This is a genomic window from Rahnella sp. GSA61A (assembly GCF_019969905.1).
Classification (GTDB): domain Bacteria; phylum Pseudomonadota; class Gammaproteobacteria; order Enterobacterales; family Enterobacteriaceae; genus Rahnella; species Rahnella aceris.
Window position 1 is genome coordinate 15,798 of sequence record NZ_JAHXYO010000018.1, and the last position, 25,700, is coordinate 41,497.

Below are 25,700 nucleotides of genomic sequence, written 5' to 3' on the forward strand. Positions count from 1 at the left end.
CGACAACGGTTAATTCCGCCGCGCAGCGGTCAGGTTTGACTCATGCGATTAAGCGGGAACGCCGGGGAATTACTGACTCAGCAAGGCATCTGTAACTGTAAATCGAGAGAAAAAAAGCAGCTTACGAGAAACGCGAACAGGCCGCTTCCCTGAATCTGAATACTCCAGTCAAGACCGATACTCACGGCAGTAAATGCCGTCAGGATGGCCACCATCAGATGAGATAGCATCAAGTATTTGCCTGCAAAACGCATAAATGGCATTAGGCCAAGTGCTGCAACCCGCTTTCGCTCAGGGATCAGGGGCAATATCACCCCAACAAGCGCGATCACGCTGCAAAAATTTGCAGTATACGCAGCCGTGAGCTGCTGGGGGCCCCACTGGCTTCGTAGCGGCACGGCAAGAATAAGCCAGACGCCAGAAAACAGCATTAGCGCCCATACCCAGAACAGTACCCGTTTTGAAGTCTGAAAAAAAACATGTAGTTCTCTCCAAATAAATATCACCGCCTTCTGCGGCCTTCAGTGTGCAACGGTGGCGGATTACGATGCCCTAACGATGACTGAACTGCGCCTGGATAAGCGCTCCGGTCGTTCTGAACAGGAAAGCCACCGCGTTTATCATGGCAACCGTGACAGACGACAAAAATGCACCCACCGCCAACACCAACGTTATCAGCAGTACGACCGGCAACGCGTCAGGCAGCATATCGCTGCGAGTCTGGCGTAAGGCCAGCGAGAAGGCGTACAAATTACTGTCGTGCATGATGAACTGCTGCAGGGCGACGCCGTGATGCCAGAGAACAAACGCGCTCCAGATGAAAAACAGGGTAAACCAGGCCATCAGGCTACGGGCACTTTTGTATTGCATGAGCAATTCCTTCAGTTGGGCGTTTAGCAGCAACGCTCGTCACAGTCCGGACGCGGAGATTGGCGTCTGGACGAGGAAGCGGAATATCACAGGAGGAAAAGCAGGCACGGCCACCGGAGAATTAAAGGGTGGCGTGTGGGGTTGTTACGTTATGCATGGAGAAGACAGGGTATTCAGATATTAACCGGAAAAAACGTAATACAGGAAACTGGGGAAATTCATCCTATAAGAGATTTAGCCTTGGCACGTATTTCAGCCAATTCGTTTACAGCAACCGTTCCTTTTTTGGTTATCTTTCTGGCGCGCCAGTCAACACAGGTCACCTGATCGGCTAGGGCGACACCCTCACGGCTTCCTGATAATTCCACTTCGAACGGGTAGTTTTTGACTTGTGTCGTACAGGGAACACAGAGTAAAAGCCCCACTTTGTTGTTATAAGCAAAAGGACTGAGGACAACGGCAGGACGATGCCCTCCTTGCTCGTGTCCCGCAACAGGATCAAAATCAATCCAGATCAAATCCCCCGAGTCAGGTACAAAACGGGAAACCATCAGAGTAACTCCTTGCCTGTCGGAGCACCAAAATCGGCTTTATCATGGATATTATCAGCAGAGATCCCCGCCAGAAGAGCATCCAGCGAGTATTCTTTTACTCTCGTTGGAACGATGATGATGCGTCCTTCTTCCACGACAATTTCAACGGTATCATCAATGTTCAGAGAGGCTGCTTTCATGATTGCAACCGGTAGCCTGACTGACGGGCTATTGCCCCATTTTTTTACGATAACTTGTGCCATTTCTTCACCCTCGCGTATCAACAATGATGATACTGTATCATTACTACTTTTAGTGTCAACTTTGTTGATACGTATTGATTAACAAGAGGGCTGACCGGATGGCACAGGACCGTGTGCCATCCGGTAATGCATAAACGAGTGGGGAAAGGTTAGTTCATGATTCCGGCGACGGATTTGGCCAACTGAGCTTCCAGAACCGGTTTAGCTTCTTCGAACTTGAGGTTCACCTTGTTGGCGTTAGAAACCACGCGCGTCTGGTATTTCATGCGGTTGCCTTCTTCACTGCTGGTCTGCACCTTCACACCAGAGTTACCCTGGCGTAAGGCGGCGACGTTATCTGTTGTCACGGTCGCTTTGCTGCGTTCCGAAATCTGCAGATCGGTCACCATTGTGTAGTTGACGTCTTCGACCAGTGCGTCAGCTGCCATACCGGCAAGACCTGCGGCCAATCCTACCCCCAGAATTGCCCCACCGGATGTGCTGTTATATGCGGTGATCCCAGCGCCCAGTGCGGCACCTGCGGCAGCACCTTCATAGCCCGTTGAGAGCAGCCCCTGCGCCTGACGCAGGTCCATTTTCTCGGCTTTCAGGACGTTGGCCTGGATCCAGTAATAGGCAGAGTCCGGTGACGACGTGACGTTATAGCCTTTAGCACGCAAATCTTGTGCTAAGAGCGTTTGCAGGTCGCTCATGTCTTTGTCAGAGGTGTTTCGGATCTGGATATAGACCGTTTTTTCGCTGGATGGCTCCAGCCACACGGTCTGACTCATCTGTGTTTTCACATCGAGGTTACGTTTTTTGATGGCGGTGCCCATCGCGCTACAGCCGGAAAGTACCAGACATGAGACGACCACAGCCGCCACAAGAGAATTGCGGTTTTTCATTTACTGTTTCCTTGTCAAAAAAGCGGGGCAGACACGCCCCGAAATATTGGCTATTTGGATATAAATCTGGAGGGTGAAACCCTTCCGTTAGAATTACAGAAGGGTTATCGGCAGCAGGGGATGTAACTTAAATCTTTTTAGCCAGCGTAGTGAGTTTTTTCATCATTCCACCAATGCCATAACGCGTAACTTCAGCACTGATAACAACCTGCATCACAATAAAAGATAAAATAAGTACAAATGGAGCAGCACCTATTAATATTTCATTGTAAGTGCAAGCAGCGACTGCTACGGCCATATTGATAATTAATGATGCAACTGCTAATCGTTTTACCAATCTCTTGAGATTCAAAAGAATTATCGATTGGTTTCGCACAGATGCTGGGATTGACAAATAGACTAAAGATGGAACATATAGCCCAGTACTAATTGCAATGCCAAAGATAAATGAAAATGCAAAAAAACCAAGCTCGGTCCCCATATGGCTAAAAAATGTCAATGGGTTGCCGAAGGCATCTGACTCTGGAACATAATTTAACGCAAGCCATAGTACTGATGCAGAATAGGCAGCTATACACAGCACTGGCCAAGTTATAGAAAGCCTCATTGCAGCCAATGGAGAAACAATAGGCCGGTCCTCATCCTGAAGGCTTCCAATAAGCATGTTCATGTCTTGATTAATTTGATTACGCGTAATTGTTTCCACATCATCCCCCATTACTTATCCGAAACGTCTTTTCATTTCGTCTAACTTATTTTTTATAGATTTGTCATCCGCCTTATCAGGTATAAGATTCTGCTTACCCTTCTCGGTTTCAATACCGGCAGCAAACTGACCTTGGGCTTTATTATGCTCTCCTTTTAATATATCACTGGTTGTCTGAACAGGTGTTTTGTTTTGATCTATTTTTTCGCCATTTCCGCTAATGACTTCTGAATTCGCAGATCTTTGTGCTGCAACCTGCCCCGCCACGTTATTAGGAATACCTGCACTCTCCGCGTGCGCCCTCACTTTCTCCGCAGCCGAGTTATAATTTTCAGTCATTGACGCTGAAGGCGGACCACCTTGCACGTTAAGATTTCTCTCTCGATTATGCAGGTTTACATCATCCGCCTGAACAGATTGGGCACCCGCATTCCGGTCCCGTTGTATGCGGTGAGTTTCATCCTGTGCTGATTGGTGAATGTCAGACACCGGTGCTGACTGCTGGCCATTTTGAACATTGCGATCACCGTTGTGCAAATTGACTTCATCAGAACTCACAGACGCCGATCCTGTACCCCGGCCTTGAGAAATACTGTGGCCATCCGGCGCACTCACAAACGGTGCAGTCCTTTGCGGGGACGTTTCAATGACACCTGCAGATGTCGTCCCATTGGCGTTTTCTGGGTTTCCTTCTGCCGCACTGGCTCCATAAGGTATCGGGATTGGGTCGCCGGACGAGGTATGTTGTGCAGTGACCGCGCCGTATTCTAACGAGTTTGATGGTGTCAGGGGTTGCATGTTTGTCTGTTCCGTCCGCTCACCGTAGTTCTGCATGATTTCCGGCTCCAGACGTTCTTTCATAAACTCTGTTGCTGCTTCACGCGCGGAATTAACGTTGGTCAGAACACTCTGTGCATTATTGCCAAACTTGGCCGTCGTCCAGTCCACAAATTCCTGGTTGTAGTTTGCATCCAGGCTGGCACTTTCGTTCTGGGCCAGTGTCGCCATCCGGCTGAATTCCTGGCTTTTGGTACTACTGTCGGTGTACTGATGATACTGACTTTTCGCATCATTCAGCGTCGCGGCATATTGTTCAACCTGAGAGTTAGACTGGTTGTCCGTCTGGTTGCCAGATTCGCTAACGCGAGCTGACGTCACCATATCCATGCCCTGGCGGAAATCCTTAACCGTCTGACTATTTTTATCATGTCTGAAATCAGTTCCTGCCGAATTACTCTCTTGAGTTCCATGTTGACTGCCTGTTGTACCTTTAACCTCAATGCCTGCATGAGCATCGGCGCTCAGTCCAGTGGCAAGTTTGACCCCTCCTCCCCACACCGATGAACCAGTGTCAAATTTCGCACCTACGCCAGCGTTAGCAGAAGCATCTTGCGATTTTGTCATCAGTTGGTTGTAAGCTTCTTGTTGGCTGATGTTGTTCGCTTTTGCATAGTTCTCTGCTGCCGACATCATCATGCTCGCCCCCCGTGTTGCGTTGGTGGCCTGGGTGTTTTCGCTGCCCTGCGTCATGGAGGCGCTGTTACCGCTTTGGCTGGTCAGCTGGTTCAGTTGCTGGAAGCCGCTGGTGACACTGTGGTTATACCCATCGAGCGCCGTTTGTGCCTCCTGCTGCGCCTGCCGCGACTGCTCCTGGAAACCGCTGCTCGCCAGTGAACTGAGTCGCATGTTAACCGGCAGGTTAGAGATGGCCTGAGACGTGTCATAGACGTTATGACCGTCAGCCGTCAGGGTGCGCATCCCGCCATTTTCCATCTGGCGGCTTTGTTGACCCATACGTTGCGACAGGTTGGTGTCAAATTTGTTGGCGTTAACGTTATCCATCGACATGTTGTTAAACGACCAGTTGCCGTCAGCGGTCGTGGATGCCTGACCGCCCGCAGAGAACGCCGCTGAACTCATCACGCCGCCCACCACCTGCGACGCCACCGAAGCTGCGCCTTTCGTCAGGAAAAAGGACAGTACCGGGATCGACATACTGAGATAGCCTGCGATATTGGCCACGTCAGAATGTTGCAGGGCAATGCGATCCTGATTCGCCAGCACCAACGCCGTTGAACCGGTTTTTGACTGGAGGTAAAAGTTGGCCAGGGAATTCAAAATCGCAAACATCACCGGCCACATCTGGAAATACAAGAACCCGCCGGCGTACAGCTTGAGGGTATTCAGCCCGAAGATGGTGTGGTTGACCAGGGCCAGCGCAATCACCAGCGGGAAAAGGCCAATCAGAATCAGCATCATCAGGGACTGGAACATCGGTAACGTTTGTGAGGCAATTGCCCCGCCCGCCGCCCAGCTCAGACGCTGTTTGGTCAGGGTCGATTCGGTGGCCAGATTCACCAGGTTTGCCGTATCCGAGGAGCGGGCGGCAAACCCTTTCCAGCCGTCGCGGATGGCGGCATTGGTCACGTTGTTACGCATAATCTGTGAGGCACTCAGTCCGCCTGCATAGAAAAATCCGTAGCTGTCGTTCATGGCATTGCTCAGCAACGCATCCGCATTCACTTTACTGCCAAACACGCGGGTCGCCATATCGTGCCAGCTGACGCCGCCCACCGAAATATCACTCCCCATCAGCGTTCTGATGGTGCCGGCGGCCTGCTGGCAGGTCACAAACTGCCTCACCCCACTGACCGTCTGATAGATCCCCCGTAAAGGACTCGGGTTATTGGTGATCAGCGTCAGCGGGTCGGTGCTGTTGAGCAGCTGGTTGATGGTGTATTTGTTGTTAAGCAAAATGTCACCAATCACACAGTTTTCGACATAGTCTGTCAGCATCTGTGCCAGCTGCGGGTTTTGCGTCCGAAAATCGGAGGTTTGCGCCACGATTTGAGAACCAAACAGCATCCCGCTCTTGGTATAGGTCAGCGAGTCCGGGCGCGATAAAGTGTAATCGTACAACTGCGCCACCCCAAATCCCGCACTGGTGGTCAGCCCCGCGATCATGGCCAGCCCCAGCGGCACATTGTCCACCTCGTACACGGCGGCCGGGTCGGTGATGTCGAGGATTTGAACTGACCGTTTTGGCACCAGTAACACGGACGTAATAAACATGAATACGGCCAGCCAGTGCATAAACACGCGCGGGTCGCGTGTTTTAATGAAGGACACCATCACCCCCAGCACGCCAAATGTGCTGACAATGCGAAGCAAGGTATCAAACGTATCGGCACCCAGAATGGTCACGACGCCGTTTAACACCTGCCGCCACATGTCCCCGCCGTATATCGTATACATTTCAGTCATTGCTGGTCCCCCAACGGTAGTTACCCTGATATGACGTTGAAATAATGGTCGAGACCTGCTGCTGGAGGTACTGCATGTTGCGGTCAATACCGTCCAGCGCGTTCTGATCGGCCGCCGACTGCAGCTTCATGTTGGCCAGTAGCTGCTGTGCCTGGGCCACGTTCTGCCGCAGCTCCCCCGCCGCCTGTTCCGGGAAGTTTTTCCCGGCCAGAGACTGACTGGCCTGCTTCACCAGCTCCTGCAGATACTGGATCATTAAATCCTGCGCGATGTAATCCGCCACCTGGATGAGGTAGGTCGGGCTTTGTCCCATACTTTGCGAGTTGGTCAGGTATTTCAGGACGGGGACAGAGGTGGTGTTGAGAAACCCCTTTTCCTGGTCGGATAAGCCGGTGTCATCCGTCAGCTTCTGGTTCATGGACAGCATGATGTTTTGGACCAGCGTGACCAGCGCGTTGTTGCTGCTGATGGTGACGCTGGCCACCGTCGGCCCGAGGCAAAGGTCGGGTTCATCACAGCCGTAAATCTTGGCGGTGCCGCCACGCATCAGTACGGTGATCACATCCCGGTTATCCACCATCGGCGTCAGGATAGTCACCTGCCCGGCGCTGTTGAAAATGATGGACCCGACGATACTCATCACCAGCTCTTTCAGCTGGCGATTCCCGTCGAAAAGGTGGTTGCGCCCGAGCGCATCCCAGATGAGATTTTTGTTCTTCAGCACCTGGTCTTTTTCATTGGCGTTGGCCCGGCCCGTGACGCTGTCACCCTGCCCCCCGACCGTGCACCCCTGCCGGGATGAGGCCCAGTCAGAGAAAATATTGTCATCACCGGCAATGTCCTGGCAGATTTTCTGGTTGGAGAGCTGGGACACGGGCCAGAGGCCCCCGATGATCCCCTGCGCCGCCTGGCATGAACTCATGTTGGCGGAGTTCACGTCGGAGGCGATTTTTTGCAGAAAGTCTTTCGCCTGTTTCAGTTCAGGCACCATCGTCTGCAACGCCAGGTCGAACGCGTAGCCCGCCGCATTACTCATGATTTGCTTGGCAAAGCGCTGAATTTCCTCACCACTGATAAACGAGAAGGCGCCCAGATAGGCATCAATGCCCCCACAGCCGGAATTCAGGGAAGGCACCTGCATCGAGATAAGTTGTACCTGTTTTACCGGATTTCGCAGATACACCGAACCACCGGTGATGTAGCCTGCGGCCTGCCCCTGCCAGGCCTGCGCTTTGGAGACATTGCCGTCATAGCCCAGACTGCCGAAAAACCCGTTCAGGTCGCCCTGTACGTCGGCCAGCGCAGGGGTACTCATACCCATTACGGTTACAATTGACAGAAGTAGCTGCCGAAATTTCATCGTGATGCCTCCTGATGAAATGGATTGATGTCGGTTGGCTCATACCCTCTATTTTCTAAAGGGAAATCGTTCCTTTTCAGAACCATTTTTGTCTTCATGGCTTTACCCGTTCTTTATTGTTAAAAGCATTGAAAATCCGGCCGATAACGTGAAAGCACCCGCACCTTACCTGTGCATCATTTATCGGCTTGTGACGATGAGGGGATGGAAATTTGAGAAAACTGACAGCAGCCTGCATGATGGTCAGCTTGCTTATTGCTGCAACCGTTTATCCAATGGCACAAAACGCGTATGACTCAGCCAACGCAAATAAAAGCTACAAAAAATCCGCGCTTTCCCTGGGGGATGCAACTGGCACCTTTGATGCCAAATTTCTGTCCCACCGGTTGATTAAATTTGATGAAGAAAGCGGTCTGGCAACGGTAGAAAAGGCTAGCAAGGCTTATGGGAATACTGAGGCTTATTTTAATTCCACCAGAAGGGATTGCGCCTCAAACCTGAGTAACGTGCGTTTCCTTGCCTGCGCTAACAAGCTGCTCGGTAAATCCTTTTACTACACGCCTGTTGCAGCCGTCTCTAAAGGGTGGTCTGCCCGCTTTTCAGACTGTGATTTGAATGTCTATCTTCTGATGGATGCTATGCATATAGCAGGGAAAGAGGCCGAAATTGTTTATGCCCCACACCATGCGTTCGTGGCTTACCGTGATGAGCAAACCGGCCAAATCGCGTATTGGGAAACTACAGATAATCACAATTCAGGGAAACTTGCGGATCTACAAGAAAGCTTTTACCTGAAAACACCCAGTCATTTTTATTATCAGCCGCAACCTTTCTCTTATGCCGAAAAGCTTTACCCCGCTTTGGTTATTGATGAAATCAAATCTCTCCAACGTCGTGATGCTCTACGTCAGTTTCTCAACATGAATTTCGCTGATAACCCAATCGTGCAAGATAGCTGGTACGAAAATAAAAAACACATAACCCGTGAAGATGCTCAGACACTGCTTTTTCTGCTGAAAACCGATATTACGTCCGTATCGAAAAGGATCTTATTGGCAAAATACCTGAATACTCATAACCAGCAGGACAAAGCCCAGTTTTTTCTCTCGCAGATAACAGATGATAACTGTAATGATGCCTGCCTGACGCTTAAGAGCCAGTACTCTTTCAAATACAGCTTCGCTCACTGGTCTTTAAAATACGTCTCGCTCTCCCTGCCTGATTTCTTTAAAAGTATCAGGCAGTCGTTAAAATTTTACTTACTCATTTTCGTTTGCTCCGTTCTATACACAGTAAACCTAAAAGTAACCCTGCAAATATGTAAAAGAAAGGTTCATTCCCTGCCACTACATCCGGATAGGCGCGTTGAGTGAAAATATAAAACGCGGTTGCCAAACTGGCAGCGCAGTAAATTCCATAACGGCGCAGCCAACCGTTGAGAGTGGGTAGCCCTGAACTGATGACGTGATCCAGGTAAATGCACCACACCGGTAGTAGGGTAAACAACCACCCAGGCAGGCTGAAAAACATCCGGTCTGACAAGTAGCGCCATTCCGCAGCCGGTGGAAACGTAGGAACGGTGTCGGCTCGGGTGCAGAAGAAAAACCACCACGTTGTACCGCACCAGATAATGGCGCACAGCAGCACAAGCTTTTCAGCGGGTGTTCTCTTCGTCTTTACCGGCTGTGCGCACGGATCTGTTGTCTTCATCTTTTTTCTTCCTTTGGGATAACCACAACGTCACCGCTTAGCGGATGGCGTTCTCAGGCTCGATGTTCATCTACTGTCGGGGAACGGGCATGCGTTACTGCGGGGTGATGGCCTGACTGGAAGGCACCGGCCCCAGCGTATTGGAGGGCAGATTGTCAATATCTGCCTCAATCATCAGGGCCACACGCTGGCTCAGCGTGCCCATGTCGGTATCGCCCTGATAAAGCGGAAAGGCCGCAATGGTATTGTCCGGGCGCGGCGTGGCAACGTTAACCAGAAACGTGGTCGGCGTGGCGATGGGCAGACCGTTGCCAAAAAACGTCATGATTTCCCCCGCCAGCGGCTCATTGGCGCCGCGTTTTCGGGGAATAAGGGCCACCGGAAAGGACGTATCGCCATAGCCGTCAAGCGTATAGGGATAAACCTTGATGCCGACCTCATCTGACCACTGCTTTAACTTCGGGTCGAATTTCGCGCTGTACGGACACCCCCGTTGCATAAACACCACGATGGCATAATTGTTCAGGTTTACCTCACGCCCATCAGTGAGCGTCATTATGTGCGGCGCACGGTCTGAAGGAGTACGCGCCTGCGGTAATCCCAGGTCAGGCATCGCCGGTGACCAGTTGGTTTGTGTCTTGGACTTTTCCAGTGCCGCTATCTGGTCGGCCACGGTTGCCTGCGCGGCCAGCGGAGCCATGAGACAAAAGAAAGGCAATAGAAAGGTGAGTTTCACGATTTTGCCTCCCGGTTCTTCCTGCGCGCTTTACGGTGTGCGAGGTATTCAGACGCGATGAGCACGACCAGCGACAGGATAAGGCAGGTGAAGGTTGAAAAAACCAACACCTGTCGCGTCAGCGTCGCCGAGTAGGCCAACAACTCACTCAGGCAGTTAGCGATGATGCCAAGCAGAAATAACACGGCCACGACGGGCAAATTATTCATGTTTTTGCTCCTGTTTCCCGTCCTGAACCGCCATGCCAAAAGCCACAACGGGCTTCCGGCCTTTACGTCCCCCCATCAGCCAGCGTGCGGCCAAATAGACACACGCGTAAAGCGTGGTGAGAAGCCCGTAGAGATTAAGCAGGTTGTGATTAAACCCCGTGATATAGGTTTCACGGCGCACCTGTTCGGGGACACATTGGTAAGGTGACGGCGTGACCGGTTGTGGTAGCGCCCGTTCATTGACTGTCATGCCCGCCGGGAGAGCAGCACATCCCCATACGTTTCCCGGCGCGGCCCCCTCCACCAGCCCTTCGGCCTGCCGGATGACAAACGCCCCCGGCGAAGGCCAGGCATTAACCACTATAAAGAGAGAGAAAATAAACACCGGCCCGATGACCATGATATCGAGCACGAGCCTGACCGCAGCCCAGCCGGCTGCGGCGCCCGTTTTGAGCGCTGAAAGTTGCATGAGAAATCCTCGGTTCTGAAGAAGGGGTTAAACGGGGGGTTAGTCGGTGAGGTCTGCCGCGTAAGGCACGATACGTTCACCGACACTCAGGAAGGTGCAGAGCAAGATGAAATCGCCCGTCCCCTGCTGTGGGCAATAGTCAAAGTTCAGCATGTCGTCCATTAAGTGCGCCTGTATCGCACTTTCCAGCGCATGACAGTCCAGTCCGGGGCGCGTTGAAAATGTCACAACGTCATACTCAATGCCGGTGAACGTTTCACCTTCCCTGATGCTTTCAATATTAAGAACAATGCTTTGCATAATGACCCTCCTTTAGAAGTTAGGTTTGAAACCAGTTGCCACGTTCAGAAAACGCCTGGCCAGGTCATCCTGTGTCATAAAGCCATAGGCCAGCGGACGAAAGTCGCGGGAGGCTGGGTTAACCAGGAATAAGGCGGGGAAATGACTGATGCCCATCCGGGCACTTTGCCCTGCGTCCTGGCGGCTGTCCGGCACCTGCGGGGAGATTTGGCCGTCCACGCTCACCGGAATCAACGAGATATGCCGCGTGCGGGCAAAGTCAGCCACCACCCCGGCCATCTGCGCATCAATCGGGTCACTGCCGCGATAGAAGTAAAACATCCCGTACTGGGCAGACAGTTCGCTGATGGCCTGTGCCTGTTTGGCCTGGTCGCTGGCCTGCTGCAGCGGTGCCGTACTGTTGTAGTGCGGGTGTTGGAGGTTGTAATCCAGATCGGGATGATCCAGCTGAGCCACCGCAAACGACTGGCTGAACATCGATGCCCTGTCCGTCCAGAACTTCTGCCAGCGCAGGAAGGTGGCGGTATTTTCGCTCGACGGGTTAAGAATGGCCCGGTCCAGCGCCTCCTTCGTGTAACGTTTGAGCACTGCCGCCTGCTCTGACGGTGACAGCTTGCTAAAATCCGGCACTTGCGGAGACGGGGCCGGTTTGGGTGCCAGCGTGTCCGCCGGCTTCTTCGGTTCGTTGTACCAGTGCCAGCCGGTGAACGGATCCGCCGGTGTCACCACCGCATCGGCCGGTGTCTCTGTACCGTCCGCCCACGCCGGGAGCGCGAGATTGAGCAGGCAGGCAAACCACAGTGTTTTCATCATTTCCCTCCGCCCTGCGCGTTAACCTGCGCCGCAATCCGGTCTTTCACCTGCTGAACCATCACCGACGAGTTCGGGATTTTCTGGTTGGTCATCAGGTCGCTGTAGAAATCGGCAAAGTTAATCAGGTCGAAGTTGATGGCCTGCAGCTCAGGGACAGTGATCCCCCGGCAGTTCGGTGAATCACCGCTGCCAAAACTCACACCCAGCTGATCGCGCCGCCCCTGCTCCTGAATAATGCGGGCCAGCTTGCCCCCGAACACGCAGTACACCTGTTTTTTCTGAATACAGACGCCCAGCACGGCGCGGTTGCACGCCTCACCGACGCTGACCACCACCTTTTTCGCCTTGGCCTTGCCGATAGCCATTTCATCACTGTTGCAGTTCGCCAGCCCGGCGTTGTTCCCCCAGCCGGAGTCCACGCAGCAGTTGGAGAAACCGGCCATTGCCTTGCGACAGGACATCGCCTGACCGGTAAAGGCTTTGATGTTGATCTGGTCGTTGACTACGTCGTCACCGGCTGAAGCCAGTCCCGCGAGTTTGGCCACCGCCGTGTCAAAACCGCTGTCTCCGGCGCCGTTGGTATCGTCACAGTCCCCAGACATGCACAGATAATTGCCGCCGCAGAGTTTGCCGGTAGAGGTGTAGGTCTTCTGGCACTGATACGTGACCTGTTGGTGCGAGCATTGCCCTGCCGTTTGTTCAGTACAGTGACTTCCGACGACGGTACAGCTGGCATCAGACATTAAAGCGGCACAGTTACCGTTACTGGCCGGCGTCGTCAGATAGGTATCGGTGTACTGCCAGCAGTCGCTGTGAACGGTGTAGGTCTGTCCGTTCACGGTGGTTGTCCTGTCGCCGCCGCCCACCGTGCATTGCGTGCTGATTAACTGGCCGCCCACGCTCTGGTCATCACACGACTGCTGAACGCTGGTCTGGGGTTGATACGTTTGTACGGTAGTGACAGCTGTCATGCTGAGCGTCAGGGACGCAGATCCGTTACCAAAACCACTAATGATGCCGTCAAGGAAAGTCGTCTGGTGATTCACTGACCCAATCGTTAAAGACAGCGTGACCGTCTCTCCCTGATTCATGTGATAGCCCGAAACAGACAGATTCTTTTGCGTGGTTCCCGAAATCCTGTCCGGTACGACCATCGCGTCCCCTAACACGCTCCAGGTGACTGTCCGGGCCAGATACCCCGACATGTTGAAGTTCGCCAGCTGAAGGTCGCCGGTAAAGGGCGCGACAAAGGTGGCATAAACCGTCAGGTTGTTGCGGTAGTAGGTGAAGTCCCCGGTATTGATTACCGCTGTCTGATTGGTTTGCGTCGTCACATACGTCCCGCCTATCGTGACGGCACGGTTACAGCTTTGGGTCACCGCCACATCTTTGTCGCAGGTGTAATTCTGGAAGGTGCTTTTACTGACGACTTTGTCCGTACACTGATCGTAGGTGCCGTTGACGACCGTGCCGGCTGTGCTCTCAGCATCCTTGCCGTTGGTAATAAAAGGCGCATTCGGATCGATGGTCACCGCCGGATTGGTCGTGCCGGAACTGATAATCGCCTGTCCGGCATTGTTCTGGCCAAGTTCGGTCTGGCCTTTGTCACTGATACCGCCGTCCCCTCCCTGCACGCCCCCGTAATACCCGCTCTGTGACGGACTGGCGGTGTATCCCGGAATGACGCTCGAGGGTGAGGTATTTTTCATCCCCGAGGTTCCCTGACCGCTGTTAGATTTTCCGTAGCTGGAACCGGCATTAAAAGCATCGTTGATGGCATCGGCCTGTACTCCCTGGGCGCACAGCAGCAACAGTGACAAAAGCAGTCGCTTCATTATTTCCCCTCCCTCGTTTTCAGCAGCTGTGCCGCCGTGGTCGCACAGTCTCCCCGGCGCACGACTTCTTCGAGTGCCTGCTTAACCGGCAGGCTGCCGTAAAGCACGTCATAGTTGCCCTGACAGGTGACCACCAGAGCGGGCACAGCCTTGATGCCGTATTGCTGATACAGCGTCGGGTCAATCTGCACCCCCGCCTCTTTATCTTTCTTGGACAGCTCAAACATCACCGAGGCCGTTTTGCGAAAATCGTTATCCAGCAGGCCTCGCAGCGTCGCCGGTATACCAAAGCGGCGGGCATCAGCGAGCATGGGCAGTAACCCTTCTTCCGGAATGCCCAGACTCACAAAATAGAGCGCCTGCGGCGTGGGCCGGTCGGCGCTGTTCTGGTCAGCCTGGGACGCGGCGATTTCGTTTTGCAGCTGAGACACCTTATTTTGCTGTGCCGGTGGCAGGGTAATGTTCATGCCTTTCAGTTGCGCCTGGAACTGCTCAAGCTCGGTTTGCTTTTGTTTCATGTACGCCATATCACCGGCGGACACGGTGGGCTGCTCGGCTGCCTGCACGGATTGCGCGCAGAGCAGCGCGGCGCTTAGCGTCAGCGCCGTCATCAGGGGTCTGTTCATGGAAGGTCCTTACAGATAAGCGCAGTTACGCTTTCGCCACAGGAGGTAGCCGAAGTTCTTTTTGGATGTCGGGGCGTTATGTACCGAGCCCCACAGCTGCGTGGTCGTGCCAAAGGGGTGGCAGTCGCTGGCTTCGGGGTACATGTTGACCATCTGATATCGCCAGCGGGATTTCGGGATAATCGGGGACGGATACTCGTAGCACACCGCCACGTCCGCCCCGACCGTCTCCATCACGAGTCCCTCCCGGTGCAGTTTGAACGCCATCCGTTCGCTGACCAGAACTGACGCCTCAAGCGGCGAAAACTCGTTGCTGGTGTAGCCCGTGAAGGGGTACATCGACCCCTGCGCACCGGCACACCAGAACAGCGGGTCCAGCGGCACACCGGCTGTGGAGGCAATCGAGTCGGCGGCGCAGGCCCCCTGTGCCAGCAGGTTAGAGAACAGGCTCACTTCCGGGTTGATGATCATCGACAGCGTGCTGTCATTCCACAGCGGGTCAACCTCGGAAAGGTAAGCAATATCCATGTCGCCGGTCTGCATGCAGCCGGTGCTGGTGATGATATTCAGCCAGTAAATCAGCGGATATTTATACCAGTGCACATGGTAGAACGCGCCGGGTGAAGGCTTGTCACTCTGCCCGCCGGTGCCGGTGCCTGTCCGCCCCAGGTCAATTTTAAACCCACCCATATTGACCATCACGCCGGGTTCGCGCGTCACGTCCGTAAGGGCCACCGGTTCCCAAAAGCCGATGGCCAGCCCCAGGCGGTAAAAAATGCCGTAAGGGCAAAGCTGGATAGGCGATGCCGGATTGGGGGTGTCAGGGTGTGAACCGGAAGCCAGCTGAATGCTGCCGAGCGTCATGGGAAACAGGCATTTCCAGCAGACATCACTGATAGGGTTCACCCAGCGGCCGTCTCCGGCGTTCGTACTGGCTGCCTGTGCCGGCGTGTACAGGAAGCCCGTCCAGATTAAGGTAAGGCAGAGAATGAGCTTGCGCATTCGTCCTCCGGTTCCCTGACCACCGGCATAACCTTCCAGCCCAGCCGTTCACAGCTGACGATAAGCTGCATAAGAAACATCAGCGCCCGCCCGAACTGCATCTGATAGCCGATATCGGCTTCAACGTCTGTGCCTGCCAGAGTCATGTATTCCTGCCGAGCACGGTAGACGTCCCGTGCCAGCATGTCCAGCGTCACCTCTGTCAATAGATATAATGAAGGCGGCCCCATTTCCCTGTCTGATAATGTGAAGCCGGCTCGCTGCAAACTGCGCAAAAATGCGGAGAAGATGGCATCGAAATATTCCTCATTCATCTGTAAAAACAGGGCTTTTCCGGTAACGGGTGCCGTGTATCGGTGCCGCGTTGAACGGATCTCATCGTCCACCCGTGCGTCATGCAATGGTTCGCCACGTTGCGTATTCGCTTTATACTCAAGCCAGTTGACTCCCACGAACACTAAAATAACGAGGTATAACGCCAGGAAAAATAATCGGGGGTGCGCTTTGGCAATTTCAATAAAATTAAACCATTCCATGCTTATTCAACCTTCTGATAGGGGGCGAAAGAAGCCACGTATAATCCGCGCTGACGCAATCGCCTGAGCATCCGGTGCACCTTCTGTGCACTTTCACCGGCAGCGATCTCCATCCGGATTTGGGCAATTTTCTCTTCGGGTTTGATGTGGGCGGGCAGTGTGCCAATCCAGGTGTCAAGCAGCAGGTTAGCCAGCTGTGTGAGCACGATTTCAGGCACAGGGATTTCCAGCAGGGGATTGGTACTCAGAAAAAGCCCGTGGTCTTTAAGCAGGTGCTCCAAATCGAGGGCCGCCGCCAGGTAAAGCGCCTCTTCCTGCCCGCCGATATCCGCCACGCCTTCATGCCGACCGATAACGCACGTCAGCAACAGCTTTAGCCATAATTTAATCGGGTTCACAGTGTTGTGACTTTCCATTTACACACTCCTTTCTTTAGACAGCGGCCCGTGACGCTGGAGTACCGTGCAAATATCGTGCTCATTCAGTGACGCCAGGATGAGCGAGGTGCGAAGCTCGGCGCTCAGGGCCAGCAGCGTCTGCAACGCCGCCCGGATAACCACCGATTCGGTGTAAAGCGGGTGTTCTTCGGTCATGGCCCGCAGGCCGTTTTTATCGGTGTCGCCCAGCCGCACGGTGGTGGCAAAGCGTTTGATGTTATCCGCGTCGTGATTGTCTTTAACGCAGTGATTCATTTCAGTGCCACCTCCTCGACCTTGAGCGTCCTGTCGTCGCGGCTGATACGTACCGGCGTATGCTCGAAGCCAAATTTTGTTGTCAGGGTGCCGTACTGGTCGAAGTACACCGGTTCATCCAGCGCATTGCTGCTGTCCCGGATATTGCCGTTCACCAGAATGACTTTGAAATTAACCTGCCCGGCCAGCTGCTGTTTCACCCACTTCATCTGCGCGGGGTTGTCGCCGTCAATGAAGTACAGGGTTTCGCTAAACGGCACTTTATCCAGCGGATTGACCTGGTCACCGGCACGGGCGATCACGTTACCGCGCATATCGCGGATAGTTTCACGCACGGTAAACGTCGGGTCATAGTGCAGCGTGCGGTCAGCTTTCGCCGGGGTCAGGCCCGCCACCGGTTCGGGGCGAACGGCGTGGGCTTTCACCCTGGCTTCGGCTTCGCGCTGGATCCTGTCCATCTCACCGCTGTCTTTCATGCCCTGCAGGCGCTGACCGATAAAATCCAGCAGGTCAGGCTCGGCTATCGGAAACAAATGACCCATAGTGCCGAGATCCTTTGCCCCTGCTGACAGGCTCAGTAAGCCTGCCAGCAGGCAGATAACCCACCGTGATGTCATGGTGCCTCCTGCATGCGGTGGGCAATGTCCGCCTGGATCTGAGGCGTGATGTCCAGTACGGGCATCACCACCGCCGGCGGCACCAGGATCAGGTCACCGTGCGCCTGCTGCCAGTCATTCAGGCTGGCTTTAAGCGCCTGATCAAACCGGGTGGTCAATACCCGTGCGCTGTTCTCATCCAGCTGCTTTTTAGCCGACTGCTGCATAAACAGATCGATAGTGCCCTTCATGTCAAAGACCACCGTCCGGCGCTGAAATTGTTGAGCGACCAGTGCACTGATACCGGCACACACCGTGACCAGCAGCAGTGTCAGCAACAGAGCCACCGCCCCAGCCCGCACGAATTTCTTGTTGAAAAAACCGGCCTTACTGGCCGGTGTGATGCTGATGCCCTGCCTGACGTTTTGCGCGTCGATATCGGTTTCATTCACGGTTGATTTCCTCGGTTTCTTTCACACGCAACCCTGCCCAAATTTCCAGCTCGCGGATCTCGTCCTGATACATGTCGGGTTCACAGGCCAGCAGGTAGGCCGCCTCTTCACTGGTGGCCCCCGCATCCTGCGCCTCGCTCATGTACTGGAAATCCTGCCCGCGCGTACTGAACATCGCCCGCGTGACCGGATCGACGAAAACGCGATGGAAGGAACTGTTTTCCCCGGTCGAAATCATCACCGAACTGAAGCCCGTTTCTTTCGCCGGCTGGAAGCCGCGAATGACCTGCGTTTCCAGCTCGGTAAACTGGTCAGGGTTGGCATTGAGGTAGGTTTTAAAGGCTTTGGCATCCTGCAACAGCGTCACCTTCGTCCCGCTACAATCCCAGGCTGCGGCCGCCGCCGGCGGTGCGGCCTGATCTTTGCTACCGGTGAAGTCCTTAATCCCCTGTGTGATGGTGATGAAGGCCCCACGGTGACGACGCACTGTCCGGTAGCCGGTTTCGATAAAGCGTGCGGCATGGGGGTTAGAGCCGCTGAACAGACGCCAGGCTTCGTCGATAATGGCCACTTTTTTCAGGTCACGCGGCGAGTGGTACATTTTTTCCTGTATGGCCAGAATGAGCGAATACAGGATGGCGGACAGCAGGTGTGGCTGATTTTCCAGGCTCAGCAGCTCCAGCACGGCAAAGCGTGTTTCGCCATCGAGCGTCGGATTGTCGGAGTTGAAGTACTCTCCGTTCGCCCCCCAGGTACACCAGCGGTCGAGCAGCAGAACCAGCTCGTTAATACGGTCACGGATGGTCGGCTGGGATTCGTAAGTGGTCGTGACTTCTTGCGAAATCATGTAGTCCACCACGTCATCAATACGGGCTTTGTTGGCTTTCGCTTCCCAGGCCGCGACCACGCCTTTGAGCAGAATGGTTTCGCTGACCTTATCCAGCGGCTCGTTAGGGCTGGCCAGTACGGTCAGCAGGCCAGTGATGCCTTCTGCCGACTCTTTAATGTCCACCACGTTCGCAAAGGGATTAAAGCGCAGGGTGGCACCGTCGAGGTATTTCCCGCCGGCTTGTTTACAGAAGTTTTTGTAGCTCGCCCCCATGTCGATAACCCAGGCGAAGCCGTGGGAGTTCAGCACCTGTCGCAGGATTTCCTGAATAAAGAAGCTTTTGCCCGCGCCGGTGGTCCCCGTCACCGCAATGTTGTAGTTGGTGCTGCCACTGGTTTCGCTGAACATATCGAAAAATGCCAGTTGGTTGCGGTAGGTCGGCAACGGGCTGCCTATCGGTGACATTTGCCGCTCAGCCACCACCGGCATCAGGTTGACGGCGTTAAAGCTTTTACAACGCAGCGTCGAACCCATCACCACCATGTCTTCCCACAGCCCCTCCTGCATCATGAAGGGGAAGGAGCTGATCCAGTTTCGCAACTGCTGAAAGCGCGGGGCGGAGATTTCCAGGTCATTTTTGCGAAAGACGTTGATGGCCGCCAGTTCACACGACTGTTGTTCGCTGGCGTCATCCGGCGTGAACAGGGTCAGGTTCAGCGAGAAATTGCACATGGCAATTTCGTTACTGGCCAGCCCCTGCCGCAGGTCTCGCCATTCCTCATACGCCCGCTGGGTGCCAGGGAAAAGCTTGGCGTAGGACGTGCCGGCTTTCTTACCCAGGTCCTGCTCTTTACGAAACGCGTCGTTCTGGCTTTTTACCTGATCTTCCACGGATACCGTCCAGCTGAGGATGAACGGACAGGGAATACCCAGATCGGGAAAACGCATGTTCTGCAGATTGTCTGACGCCTGCCAGAGCGCAAACCTCGCCGGGGCTTTAGTCAGTTGCATATTCACAATACGGGTGCTGGCGACGGCGGTATCGCGGCTGTCTCCGAGGATTCGGTCCTCCGGCTGACGCGCGGTGGTAAGCCGCAGATAGCCTGGACGCACTTCCATTTCGGTACTGTGATCGACGCACTGGCGGTGCAGTTCCTGGTCGGTGTTCCAGTGATCGGGACTGCGGGTCACCTGTCCCGGCCGGTAGTTAAGCTGTTCCCGCATGATCGACAGAAATTCCGGGGCACCAACGCGGCGGGTTTCCATATGGGCCGCCATCAGTGAGACGCGCAGCGTCTCCCGCAGTTGCACAACGGCGTCCATCGCCCGGATACCGCCTCGCCCTGAGCGGGCATACACCAGAAACACGCGGTAGTTACGCAGATAAAGCGGGTATTCCCGGTCATTACTGAGTCCCTTCAGGGCCGCCCGCTCCCAGTAGGCTTTGGTGATGGCATTAAGCGGTTTCGCCATGCTGCCTTTCCACATGTCCTTACTGAGACCATTGTCGAGCATCTCACCCACGCACTTGCTGGCCACCATCAGCACGGTCACCGGCGTTTTGCGGGGCATTTTTTTGCGCAACAGGTCATCGAGCGCCTGCACCACCTGCTGATTGGCCCCGGCCAGCGGAGCCACTTCCATGATGAAACCGATGGAGCGGCTGTTGATAAACAGTTCGGTTTTTTCATCATACATTCGGTAGGGCAACAGGCTGGTGATGGACGGATAGCTCAGGCTTTGCTGCAACATGTCGGCCGCCGTCTTTGCCCCGCCTTCATCTTTACTGCTGGCAAAAATGTTAGCCAGCTGGTCTAACCAGGAATCGCTCATGACGCCCCCATTTTTTCAATGCGTTGTGGATAACAAAGAGGATGCGGGGATGACGCAGGCACGGGCTGCGCGATAAATTCGGGCGTTAAGGTCCGCTTCATTGGCCTCATTCCCCTTCACTGATCACGCGAAAATCGGCATCCCAGCGGGATTTGTTCTTCACGAACTCGACCACGGCGGGCTGATGGAAGCTGTCTTGCTCATCCACCCAGGGGGCGATCCACAGACGCTGCGTGGCATCGGGGATACGACGGGCGTCCACCTGCCCCGGACCGGCATAGTCAGTTGGCGTGATGGGGCGGATTGACGACAGCGCGCTTGAACTACTGCCGGTCACCGGGATCGTTGACGCCCGCAGCATGGCGTCGTTATTGGATACTGGCGTGCCGGCTATCGGCCGGGGGGCCAGACCGGCAACGCTGATGGGGCGGTCGGGCGACACGTTCGGTTTGATGTTTGTTGTGGGAGCCAGTGACTCAGCGGCAGGCTTTGGGGCGGTCTGCGCCTCCGCCGTCAGGTCGTCCAGGCTTTTGCCTTTGGCGGCCAGGTGACTGGCGTCTGACATGGACAGGCATTGATCAGTGGCTGTCTTGTTACAGTCGAAATCGGAATTCATACCGGCGCAGCCGGTCAACATGCCGCACAGCAGCACGGCAGGAAGGACTTTGAACATGGTGTTTACTCCGGATGCGGCGATGCCGCCTTTAGTGAAAGAAAAAGTAGTGGGGTATCAGGACGGTGGTGCGAGTGCGACAACGGGGTGTCTTGTTATCCGTGTATGGCAATGGCAACCTGCTGCCATATCACAAGCGTAAAACCTAATGAATAGACCGGCGTCAGGAGACGCACGGCGTACCGGAAACGGGGATAACGGCTGACAAACATCTCTTCAAACGGCAAAGAAATCACGATAGGGAAAAGACTGAGTATGACAGCCACAGTGATTTCCCTCGGCGCCCACTGACCGGCATCGAGCCGCACATATAAGAGAAAATCGGTCAGGCCGACCAGGATCACGCTGAATAAAGCGGGTCGCCAGTCGTGAAACAGGCAAAAAATGAAAACAGAAATACCGCCAACAACGGCACAGGCAATGAAACCAGGAAGCGGCGGTAACCGGTCGGAGAGCGTGGCACAGCCGTGGAGCGCAGCACAAAGCCATGTGCCACCGGAAAATGTTTGCATGAGAAGGTTGTCCGTGACCGGCCAGACCTACCGGCCTGATATTAAATGGGAAAAAGCGACAGAGTGCGGGATTAACGGGTAGTCAGGGGGGTTGCGGTATCGAGTTCACCAAATGTTTCCTGGTAACGACGCAGCTGGCAGCGCAGCGTATACATTTCCGTTTCTGCCCGTTTCGATGCTTCACGCAGGCCATTCACTTCGCTGGCCAGCCTGGACTTTTCCCTGACCGCTTTTCGGACGACCTTTTTAGCGCCTTCTGGATCAGCAAATTTCGCCAATGCATAACCCAGCATATCCAGTTCAAAACGCAGGTCTGCCGGATGTTGCCAGAACGGCGACAACTGGTGACCCAGATACCCGCATGCGAGACAGCCACAAATATGACCGGCCTTCACCCTGACATGTCCGCGCGCGTTCACCCACAGCAGCCCCCAACGGTCGGGAAGATCATCAAGGCCGATTAAACCTTCCGGACAAATGTAATACCGGTAAGTGCCCATGCCCGTTATCTCGCCACTGCGGTGGGGTTTTGCCCGGTCAGCCAGAAAATCAGAGCGGCTGACCTTGGACTCCACCACCACCGAACCGCCGTCAAACCCCCACCGGTACGCAAAGACATCTGCTCGCTCACCACCGTACAGTCCGCCTACTTCCGTTAATGCCACCTGACAGCCGGGGCCGTTACCGCTCGCCGGACGCTTACACCACTTCGCCGCAATCGCGTTCAGTTCGTCATGGTTCATACGCCATAAACCTCGTATAACTTTGCCGCCAGTCCCCCCGTTAACACGCAGCAGGCTTCTATCAAAAAGAGCGCATTGATATCGTCAGCGTTTAATATGGGGAGAAGCCAGGCCACGATGATCCAAAAGGTAAAACCCAACAGGCCCAACATCAGGGGGAACCCGAGTGCAGTCAGAATGATTTTTCCGTTGAAAGATTTTCGTCTGGCGGCGAAGAAAACACTGATAAGATAAATACCCCCCAAAAGCAGCGTGCACCGCCATATGCTCCATTCTGCCCGTATATGCGCGAACTGATTGATAGCGGCCCAGCCGCCAAAATAGGCGATAAACGCCAGGACAAGAATGGCAAAGGGCCACCGGTTGTTTTTGCTAATAAACGTCATTCATCCCACCTTACAGCAATCTGCGTCGCGTTCCCGGCGTCAGCATCAGACTGGCCGTGCTCAAGCTTTTCAATGTCATTGAGCAGTGCCGACAGCTCACAGGATGACGCCTTGCGCTTCCAGGCCTGGCGGTAACGCACTTTTAATACGCCGAGCCGGATACGTTGTTCCCGATTTTTCACCACGTTTGCCCCTTTTTATGCCGCGGCTCCCCGTCCCAACACCCGGACACGCAGCGCATCTGGTGCCCTTCGCCCCATAATTTCCAGCTTCATTTCGCGGTTCATCACCGTCAGCAGCAACATGGCGCGTTTCGTTCCGTTGGGTTCATGCCATACCCCTTCCAGACCTTCAAACACGCCATTTAGCACCTCAACCCGGTCGCCATGTGCAGGTCCCGCAGGGACAGGCGAAAGACAGTCATGATTTTTTAACTTCTCTATATCTTCGTCAGGGATGATGGAAGGCAGGCCACCAAAGCTTATTAACGACGCAATGCCGCGGGTGCTTTTTATGGTGGTGGTGTGGATCACCTCCGGGTCAAAGCGAACAAAGATATAACCGGGAAAAAGCGCCTGCGGCGCCGCAGCCCTGGTGTGGCTGGATTGAATAATTTGCTCGGTGTAAAGCGGCAGGAAACACGTCACGCCCTGATTGCCCAGATGCTGCTGGGCGCGTTTTTCCTGTGCATACTGCGTCTGCGCGACGAACCAGTGCTCCATATCCCTTCCCCTGTCAGTTAATAGTATCGCCCAGCTTCAGCTGGCTCGCCTGACGCAACACTTCATCAGGATTGAGGACGGCGGCGCGGGTGACGTTATTCACCTGCGCGGAGGCATTACCGGCCACCTGCTGCACGTTATTTTGCGCGTCCCCTTTTTTGTCTTTATCCGCTTCAATGTCTTCAATGGTTTCCAGACGGAAGCCCTGCTGGAAGACCACGGTCACGCTGTTGCCCGCGCCGATGTCAATCACCGGATGATACTGCTCAGCCCGTTTTATCCAGTACTGGCTGAGCGTGTCAGCCGCCTTGCTGGCACCGCCCCCAATCCCCTGCTTAAACACATCGCCGGCACCCACTGACGCTGCGGCCCCCAGTCCGACTGACGGCGTGGCGGCTGACTTGACGCCTTCCCCGAAGCCATCGGCCAGCCCTGCCAAACCGGCGTAGCCGATAATCTGACCGTTACGCATGACCGGCTTGCCGCGAATACCCTGCTTGCCCTGATAGGCCACGTGTCCGTCAAACGGCATGTCGATATGCTTGCCGTTTTTCAGGATGCAGCTGATGTTTTTGGTTCTGACCTCACCGCGTTCGCTGGAGATGTCCCCCCAGATTTCGCCGGTGACGCGGCACTGGTCCATGTTGTAGGTTTTACCGTTGGGCATAGAGACATCACCAATCAGGGTGATGACCACGGGAGAGGTGTTTTGCTGACCGGTCACGCTGGCGTTGGCATCCGCTCCTTCAATCATTACCGCTTCCGAGAAGGAGCCGGACGGTATCCACGGCAGTTTGGTTTTCCTGGCCTGCAGTGAGGTATAGCTGAAAGTTTTACTGGTCATGCCCCCCAGATGGCCCGAGCCGGTGCCGGGGTAAAAACCGGCACCCTGTCCCTGACCCTGCCCCGGATAAAACTGACTGCCCTGCCCGCCCCCCGGCCCACGGTTCGGGTCGGTGACGTTCCACTGCGCGGGGCTGGCCGGGCCGGTAGCAACCGGGCCGTTTGTGCCTGCACCGGGACCGTTGGCTGGCCCGGATGGCGGTGCGCCGGGCACGGGCGCAGAAGGCGGCTGACTTTGCAGCTTACTCATGGCGTCCATGATTTTAGAAAGCTGTTGCTTGAGGGCTTCGTTTTGCTGCTGCTGGTCGGTTTTGAGCTGGTTCACGCTGCTTTCCAGCGCCGAGGTTTTGTTTTGCTGCTGTGTCAGCGCCGCCGTGGCCAGGTTGTCAGTAAAGGAGCTGGTGACCACGCCGCCGGTCATATCGACAGCTTTGGGTTTGGCCGGGTTTTTCAGCCCTGTCTGATGGTGGGCATACGCCCATATCCCGCCCCCGACGCCGAGGGCCACCGCGACACACACGCCGGTCATGACCCACTGCTTGCGGCGGGTCGTGGTGTTGATGTTGCTCATACCCCGCCCTCCGTTGCCGTGGAGAAGATAACCCACACGTACCCTTCGCCGCTGGCGTAAAGGTTATGGGTGGACAACATCACCGCACGGACCCCCTTCTGCCAGAACTGCTGCTCTGAAAGCGATCGCGTGATGTAGCCGGTGTTTTTCATGCGATAGCGCATGACCAGCAGGTGCGAGCCGACCAGCTGGCGTTCCGGGGTCAGCAGGACGCCCGGCATCGGGTTGTAGGCAGGTCCGCGCGCCGCTTTAGCTTCGATATAGCTGTCAGGTACGCCGCCGTTCACCACCGTGCGGGCGAGGCTCACCAGCGTTTTCTCCCACGGCTGGCTTTCCTCCCAGGCTTTTGCATCCGGGTTGGCCTTCAGCGGTGCTGAGGCGGGGATAAGGTGCAGCGTATGTCCGCTGCCCGGCTTTGGCGTCACGTCCAGAGAGGCGCCGATGCCGCTGGCCGTTTCCAGAAAGAGCGTGAAGTTCTGACCGGTCAGCGGGGTGATAAGCAGCGCCCCGTCTTCGGTGTTTTCCTGGGTGAAGGCCCCGTCGGGGCCGGTGACGCGGGTGATAAGCTCACCCTCAATGACAATTTTGTTCGGGCTGGTATTGCTCAGCTGCGCTTTCAGGTGCGCATCGTTTTCAAATACGGTGCCCGCCGGGCCGCTGACGTCGGCCATCGCCGCCGGTGTGAGGCAGAGGCCGGCGACGAACGCGGCAAGAAGTCGTGCTTTCATGCGG

Annotated in this window: 31 protein-coding genes; 1 reads left to right on the forward strand and 30 read right to left on the reverse strand. The window is 55.0% G+C overall.

All coding sequences use genetic code 11. The features are described from left to right. Positions 1 to 77 precede the first annotated feature (77 nt). The 8 genes from LC431_RS19725 to traH all read right to left on the reverse strand — a co-directional run bounded on the left by LC431_RS19725 (position 78) and on the right by traH (position 7,880). Positions 78 to 431 carry a hypothetical protein gene (locus tag LC431_RS19725; protein WP_223510205.1) on the reverse strand — a complete coding sequence of 118 codons (354 nt, stop codon included), beginning with the start codon at positions 429 to 431 and terminating at the stop codon, positions 78 to 80. A 121-nt stretch (positions 432 to 552) separates the two neighbouring features. After that, the gene (locus tag LC431_RS19730) at positions 553 to 870 is read right to left on the reverse strand and encodes a hypothetical protein (RefSeq protein ID WP_223510206.1); all 318 of its coding nucleotides are present in this window, start codon (positions 868 to 870) and stop codon (positions 553 to 555) included. A 218-nt stretch (positions 871 to 1,088) separates the two neighbouring features. Continuing rightward, positions 1,089 to 1,421: an endoribonuclease MazF gene (mazF, locus tag LC431_RS19735; RefSeq protein ID WP_037035625.1), complete on the reverse strand. Its 333-nt coding sequence runs from the start codon at positions 1,419 to 1,421 to the stop codon at positions 1,089 to 1,091. Continuing rightward, positions 1,421 to 1,666 (reverse strand): AbrB/MazE/SpoVT family DNA-binding domain-containing protein, encoded by a 246-nt coding sequence (locus LC431_RS19740; protein WP_037035624.1) that lies wholly within the window; start codon positions 1,664 to 1,666, stop codon positions 1,421 to 1,423. The genes mazF and LC431_RS19740 overlap by 1 nt, the downstream gene beginning before the upstream one ends. A 149-nt stretch (positions 1,667 to 1,815) precedes the next feature. After that, the gene (traT, locus tag LC431_RS19745) at positions 1,816 to 2,550 is read right to left on the reverse strand and encodes a complement resistance protein TraT (RefSeq protein ID WP_223510207.1); all 735 of its coding nucleotides are present in this window, start codon (positions 2,548 to 2,550) and stop codon (positions 1,816 to 1,818) included. A 127-nt stretch (positions 2,551 to 2,677) separates the two neighbouring features. Continuing rightward, positions 2,678 to 3,256: a hypothetical protein gene (locus tag LC431_RS19750; protein WP_223510208.1), complete on the reverse strand. Its 579-nt coding sequence runs from the start codon at positions 3,254 to 3,256 to the stop codon at positions 2,678 to 2,680. Between the two features lie 15 nt (positions 3,257 to 3,271). Beyond that, positions 3,272 to 6,520 (reverse strand): conjugal transfer mating-pair stabilization protein TraG, encoded by a 3,249-nt coding sequence (gene traG, locus LC431_RS19755; protein WP_223510209.1) that lies wholly within the window; start codon positions 6,518 to 6,520, stop codon positions 3,272 to 3,274. After that, positions 6,513 to 7,880 (reverse strand): conjugal transfer pilus assembly protein TraH, encoded by a 1,368-nt coding sequence (traH, locus tag LC431_RS19760; RefSeq protein WP_223510210.1) that lies wholly within the window; start codon positions 7,878 to 7,880, stop codon positions 6,513 to 6,515. The genes traG and traH overlap by 8 nt, the downstream gene beginning before the upstream one ends. A gap of 212 nt (positions 7,881 to 8,092) precedes the next feature. Between traH and LC431_RS19765 the strand changes: the two genes are divergently transcribed. Beyond that, positions 8,093 to 9,253, forward strand: a complete 1,161-nt coding sequence (locus LC431_RS19765; protein WP_223510211.1) for a hypothetical protein — start codon at positions 8,093 to 8,095, stop codon at positions 9,251 to 9,253. Between the two features lie 431 nt (positions 9,254 to 9,684). Here LC431_RS19765 and trbB read toward each other — a convergent pair whose 3' ends face one another. The 22 genes from trbB to traK all read right to left on the reverse strand — a co-directional run bounded on the left by trbB (position 9,685) and on the right by traK (position 25,696). Continuing rightward, entirely contained in the window at positions 9,685 to 10,326 is a 642-nt protein-coding gene (gene trbB, locus LC431_RS19770) for an F-type conjugal transfer protein TrbB (protein ID WP_223510212.1), read from the reverse strand. Continuing rightward, positions 10,323 to 10,535: a hypothetical protein gene (locus tag LC431_RS19775; RefSeq protein ID WP_223510213.1), complete on the reverse strand. Its 213-nt coding sequence runs from the start codon at positions 10,533 to 10,535 to the stop codon at positions 10,323 to 10,325. The genes trbB and LC431_RS19775 overlap by 4 nt, the downstream gene beginning before the upstream one ends. Next, complete coding sequence (locus LC431_RS19780; protein WP_223510214.1) at positions 10,528 to 11,004, reverse strand: hypothetical protein; 477 nt, start codon at positions 11,002 to 11,004, stop codon at positions 10,528 to 10,530. The genes LC431_RS19775 and LC431_RS19780 overlap by 8 nt, the downstream gene beginning before the upstream one ends. Before the next feature lie 39 nt (positions 11,005 to 11,043). Continuing rightward, entirely contained in the window at positions 11,044 to 11,304 is a 261-nt protein-coding gene (locus tag LC431_RS19785; RefSeq protein ID WP_223510215.1) for a hypothetical protein, read from the reverse strand. Positions 11,305 to 11,316: 12 nt separating this feature from the next. Next, positions 11,317 to 12,114: a type-F conjugative transfer system pilin assembly protein TraF gene (gene traF, locus LC431_RS19790; RefSeq protein ID WP_223510281.1), complete on the reverse strand. Its 798-nt coding sequence runs from the start codon at positions 12,112 to 12,114 to the stop codon at positions 11,317 to 11,319. Beyond that, a complete protein-coding gene (gene traN, locus LC431_RS19795) occupies positions 12,114 to 13,952 on the reverse strand; it encodes a type-F conjugative transfer system mating-pair stabilization protein TraN (protein WP_223510216.1) in 1,839 nt (612 codons plus the stop codon). The genes traF and traN overlap by 1 nt, the downstream gene beginning before the upstream one ends. Then, on the reverse strand, positions 13,952 to 14,578 hold the full coding sequence (gene trbC, locus LC431_RS19800; protein WP_223510217.1) for a type-F conjugative transfer system pilin assembly protein TrbC: 627 nt from the start codon (positions 14,576 to 14,578) through the stop codon (positions 13,952 to 13,954). Before trbC ends, traN begins: the two co-directional genes overlap by 1 nt. A gap of 9 nt (positions 14,579 to 14,587) precedes the next feature. Continuing rightward, complete coding sequence (gene traU, locus LC431_RS19805) at positions 14,588 to 15,580, reverse strand: conjugal transfer pilus assembly protein TraU (protein WP_121019099.1); 993 nt, start codon at positions 15,578 to 15,580, stop codon at positions 14,588 to 14,590. Beyond that, positions 15,550 to 16,116 carry a hypothetical protein gene (locus LC431_RS19810; protein WP_223510218.1) on the reverse strand — a complete coding sequence of 189 codons (567 nt, stop codon included), beginning with the start codon at positions 16,114 to 16,116 and terminating at the stop codon, positions 15,550 to 15,552. The genes traU and LC431_RS19810 overlap by 31 nt, the downstream gene beginning before the upstream one ends. Positions 16,117 to 16,118: 2 nt before the next feature. Continuing rightward, the gene (locus LC431_RS19815; protein WP_223510219.1) at positions 16,119 to 16,532 is read right to left on the reverse strand and encodes a hypothetical protein; all 414 of its coding nucleotides are present in this window, start codon (positions 16,530 to 16,532) and stop codon (positions 16,119 to 16,121) included. After that, positions 16,533 to 16,808, reverse strand: coding sequence for a hypothetical protein (locus tag LC431_RS19820; RefSeq protein WP_223510220.1), 276 nt, complete (start codon positions 16,806 to 16,808; stop codon positions 16,533 to 16,535). It abuts the gene before it with no gap. Continuing rightward, the gene (traW, locus tag LC431_RS19825; protein WP_223510221.1) at positions 16,805 to 17,425 is read right to left on the reverse strand and encodes a type-F conjugative transfer system protein TraW; all 621 of its coding nucleotides are present in this window, start codon (positions 17,423 to 17,425) and stop codon (positions 16,805 to 16,807) included. Before traW ends, LC431_RS19820 begins: the two co-directional genes overlap by 4 nt. Beyond that, complete coding sequence (gene trbI / locus LC431_RS19830; protein ID WP_213053024.1) at positions 17,422 to 17,856, reverse strand: type-F conjugative transfer system protein TrbI; 435 nt, start codon at positions 17,854 to 17,856, stop codon at positions 17,422 to 17,424. The genes traW and trbI overlap by 4 nt, the downstream gene beginning before the upstream one ends. Continuing rightward, entirely contained in the window at positions 17,849 to 20,518 is a 2,670-nt protein-coding gene (gene traC, locus LC431_RS19835; RefSeq protein ID WP_223510222.1) for a type IV secretion system protein TraC, read from the reverse strand. Before traC ends, trbI begins: the two co-directional genes overlap by 8 nt. Before the next feature lie 106 nt (positions 20,519 to 20,624). Continuing rightward, positions 20,625 to 21,191: a type IV conjugative transfer system lipoprotein TraV gene (traV, locus tag LC431_RS19840; RefSeq protein WP_223510223.1), complete on the reverse strand. Its 567-nt coding sequence runs from the start codon at positions 21,189 to 21,191 to the stop codon at positions 20,625 to 20,627. A 95-nt stretch (positions 21,192 to 21,286) separates the two neighbouring features. Further along, complete coding sequence (locus tag LC431_RS19845) at positions 21,287 to 21,703, reverse strand: hypothetical protein (RefSeq protein WP_223510224.1); 417 nt, start codon at positions 21,701 to 21,703, stop codon at positions 21,287 to 21,289. A gap of 71 nt (positions 21,704 to 21,774) precedes the next feature. After that, on the reverse strand, positions 21,775 to 22,446 hold the full coding sequence (locus LC431_RS19850) for an adenylosuccinate synthase (protein WP_223510225.1): 672 nt from the start codon (positions 22,444 to 22,446) through the stop codon (positions 21,775 to 21,777). Then, a complete protein-coding gene (locus tag LC431_RS19855) occupies positions 22,443 to 22,832 on the reverse strand; it encodes a hypothetical protein (protein ID WP_223510226.1) in 390 nt (129 codons plus the stop codon). The genes LC431_RS19850 and LC431_RS19855 overlap by 4 nt, the downstream gene beginning before the upstream one ends. Further along, positions 22,829 to 23,017, reverse strand: coding sequence for a hypothetical protein (locus LC431_RS19860; RefSeq protein WP_014695876.1), 189 nt, complete (start codon positions 23,015 to 23,017; stop codon positions 22,829 to 22,831). The genes LC431_RS19855 and LC431_RS19860 overlap by 4 nt, the downstream gene beginning before the upstream one ends. A 12-nt stretch (positions 23,018 to 23,029) precedes the next feature. Next, positions 23,030 to 23,554, reverse strand: a complete 525-nt coding sequence (gene rfaH, locus LC431_RS19865; RefSeq protein ID WP_014695875.1) for a transcription/translation regulatory transformer protein RfaH — start codon at positions 23,552 to 23,554, stop codon at positions 23,030 to 23,032. Between the two features lie 13 nt (positions 23,555 to 23,567). After that, a complete protein-coding gene (gene traB / locus LC431_RS19870) occupies positions 23,568 to 24,968 on the reverse strand; it encodes an F-type conjugal transfer pilus assembly protein TraB (protein WP_223510227.1) in 1,401 nt (466 codons plus the stop codon). Then, positions 24,965 to 25,696, reverse strand: coding sequence for an F-type conjugal transfer protein TraK (gene traK / locus LC431_RS19875; RefSeq protein ID WP_223510228.1), 732 nt, complete (start codon positions 25,694 to 25,696; stop codon positions 24,965 to 24,967). Before traK ends, traB begins: the two co-directional genes overlap by 4 nt. Between the last annotated feature and the right edge of the window lie 4 nt (positions 25,697 to 25,700).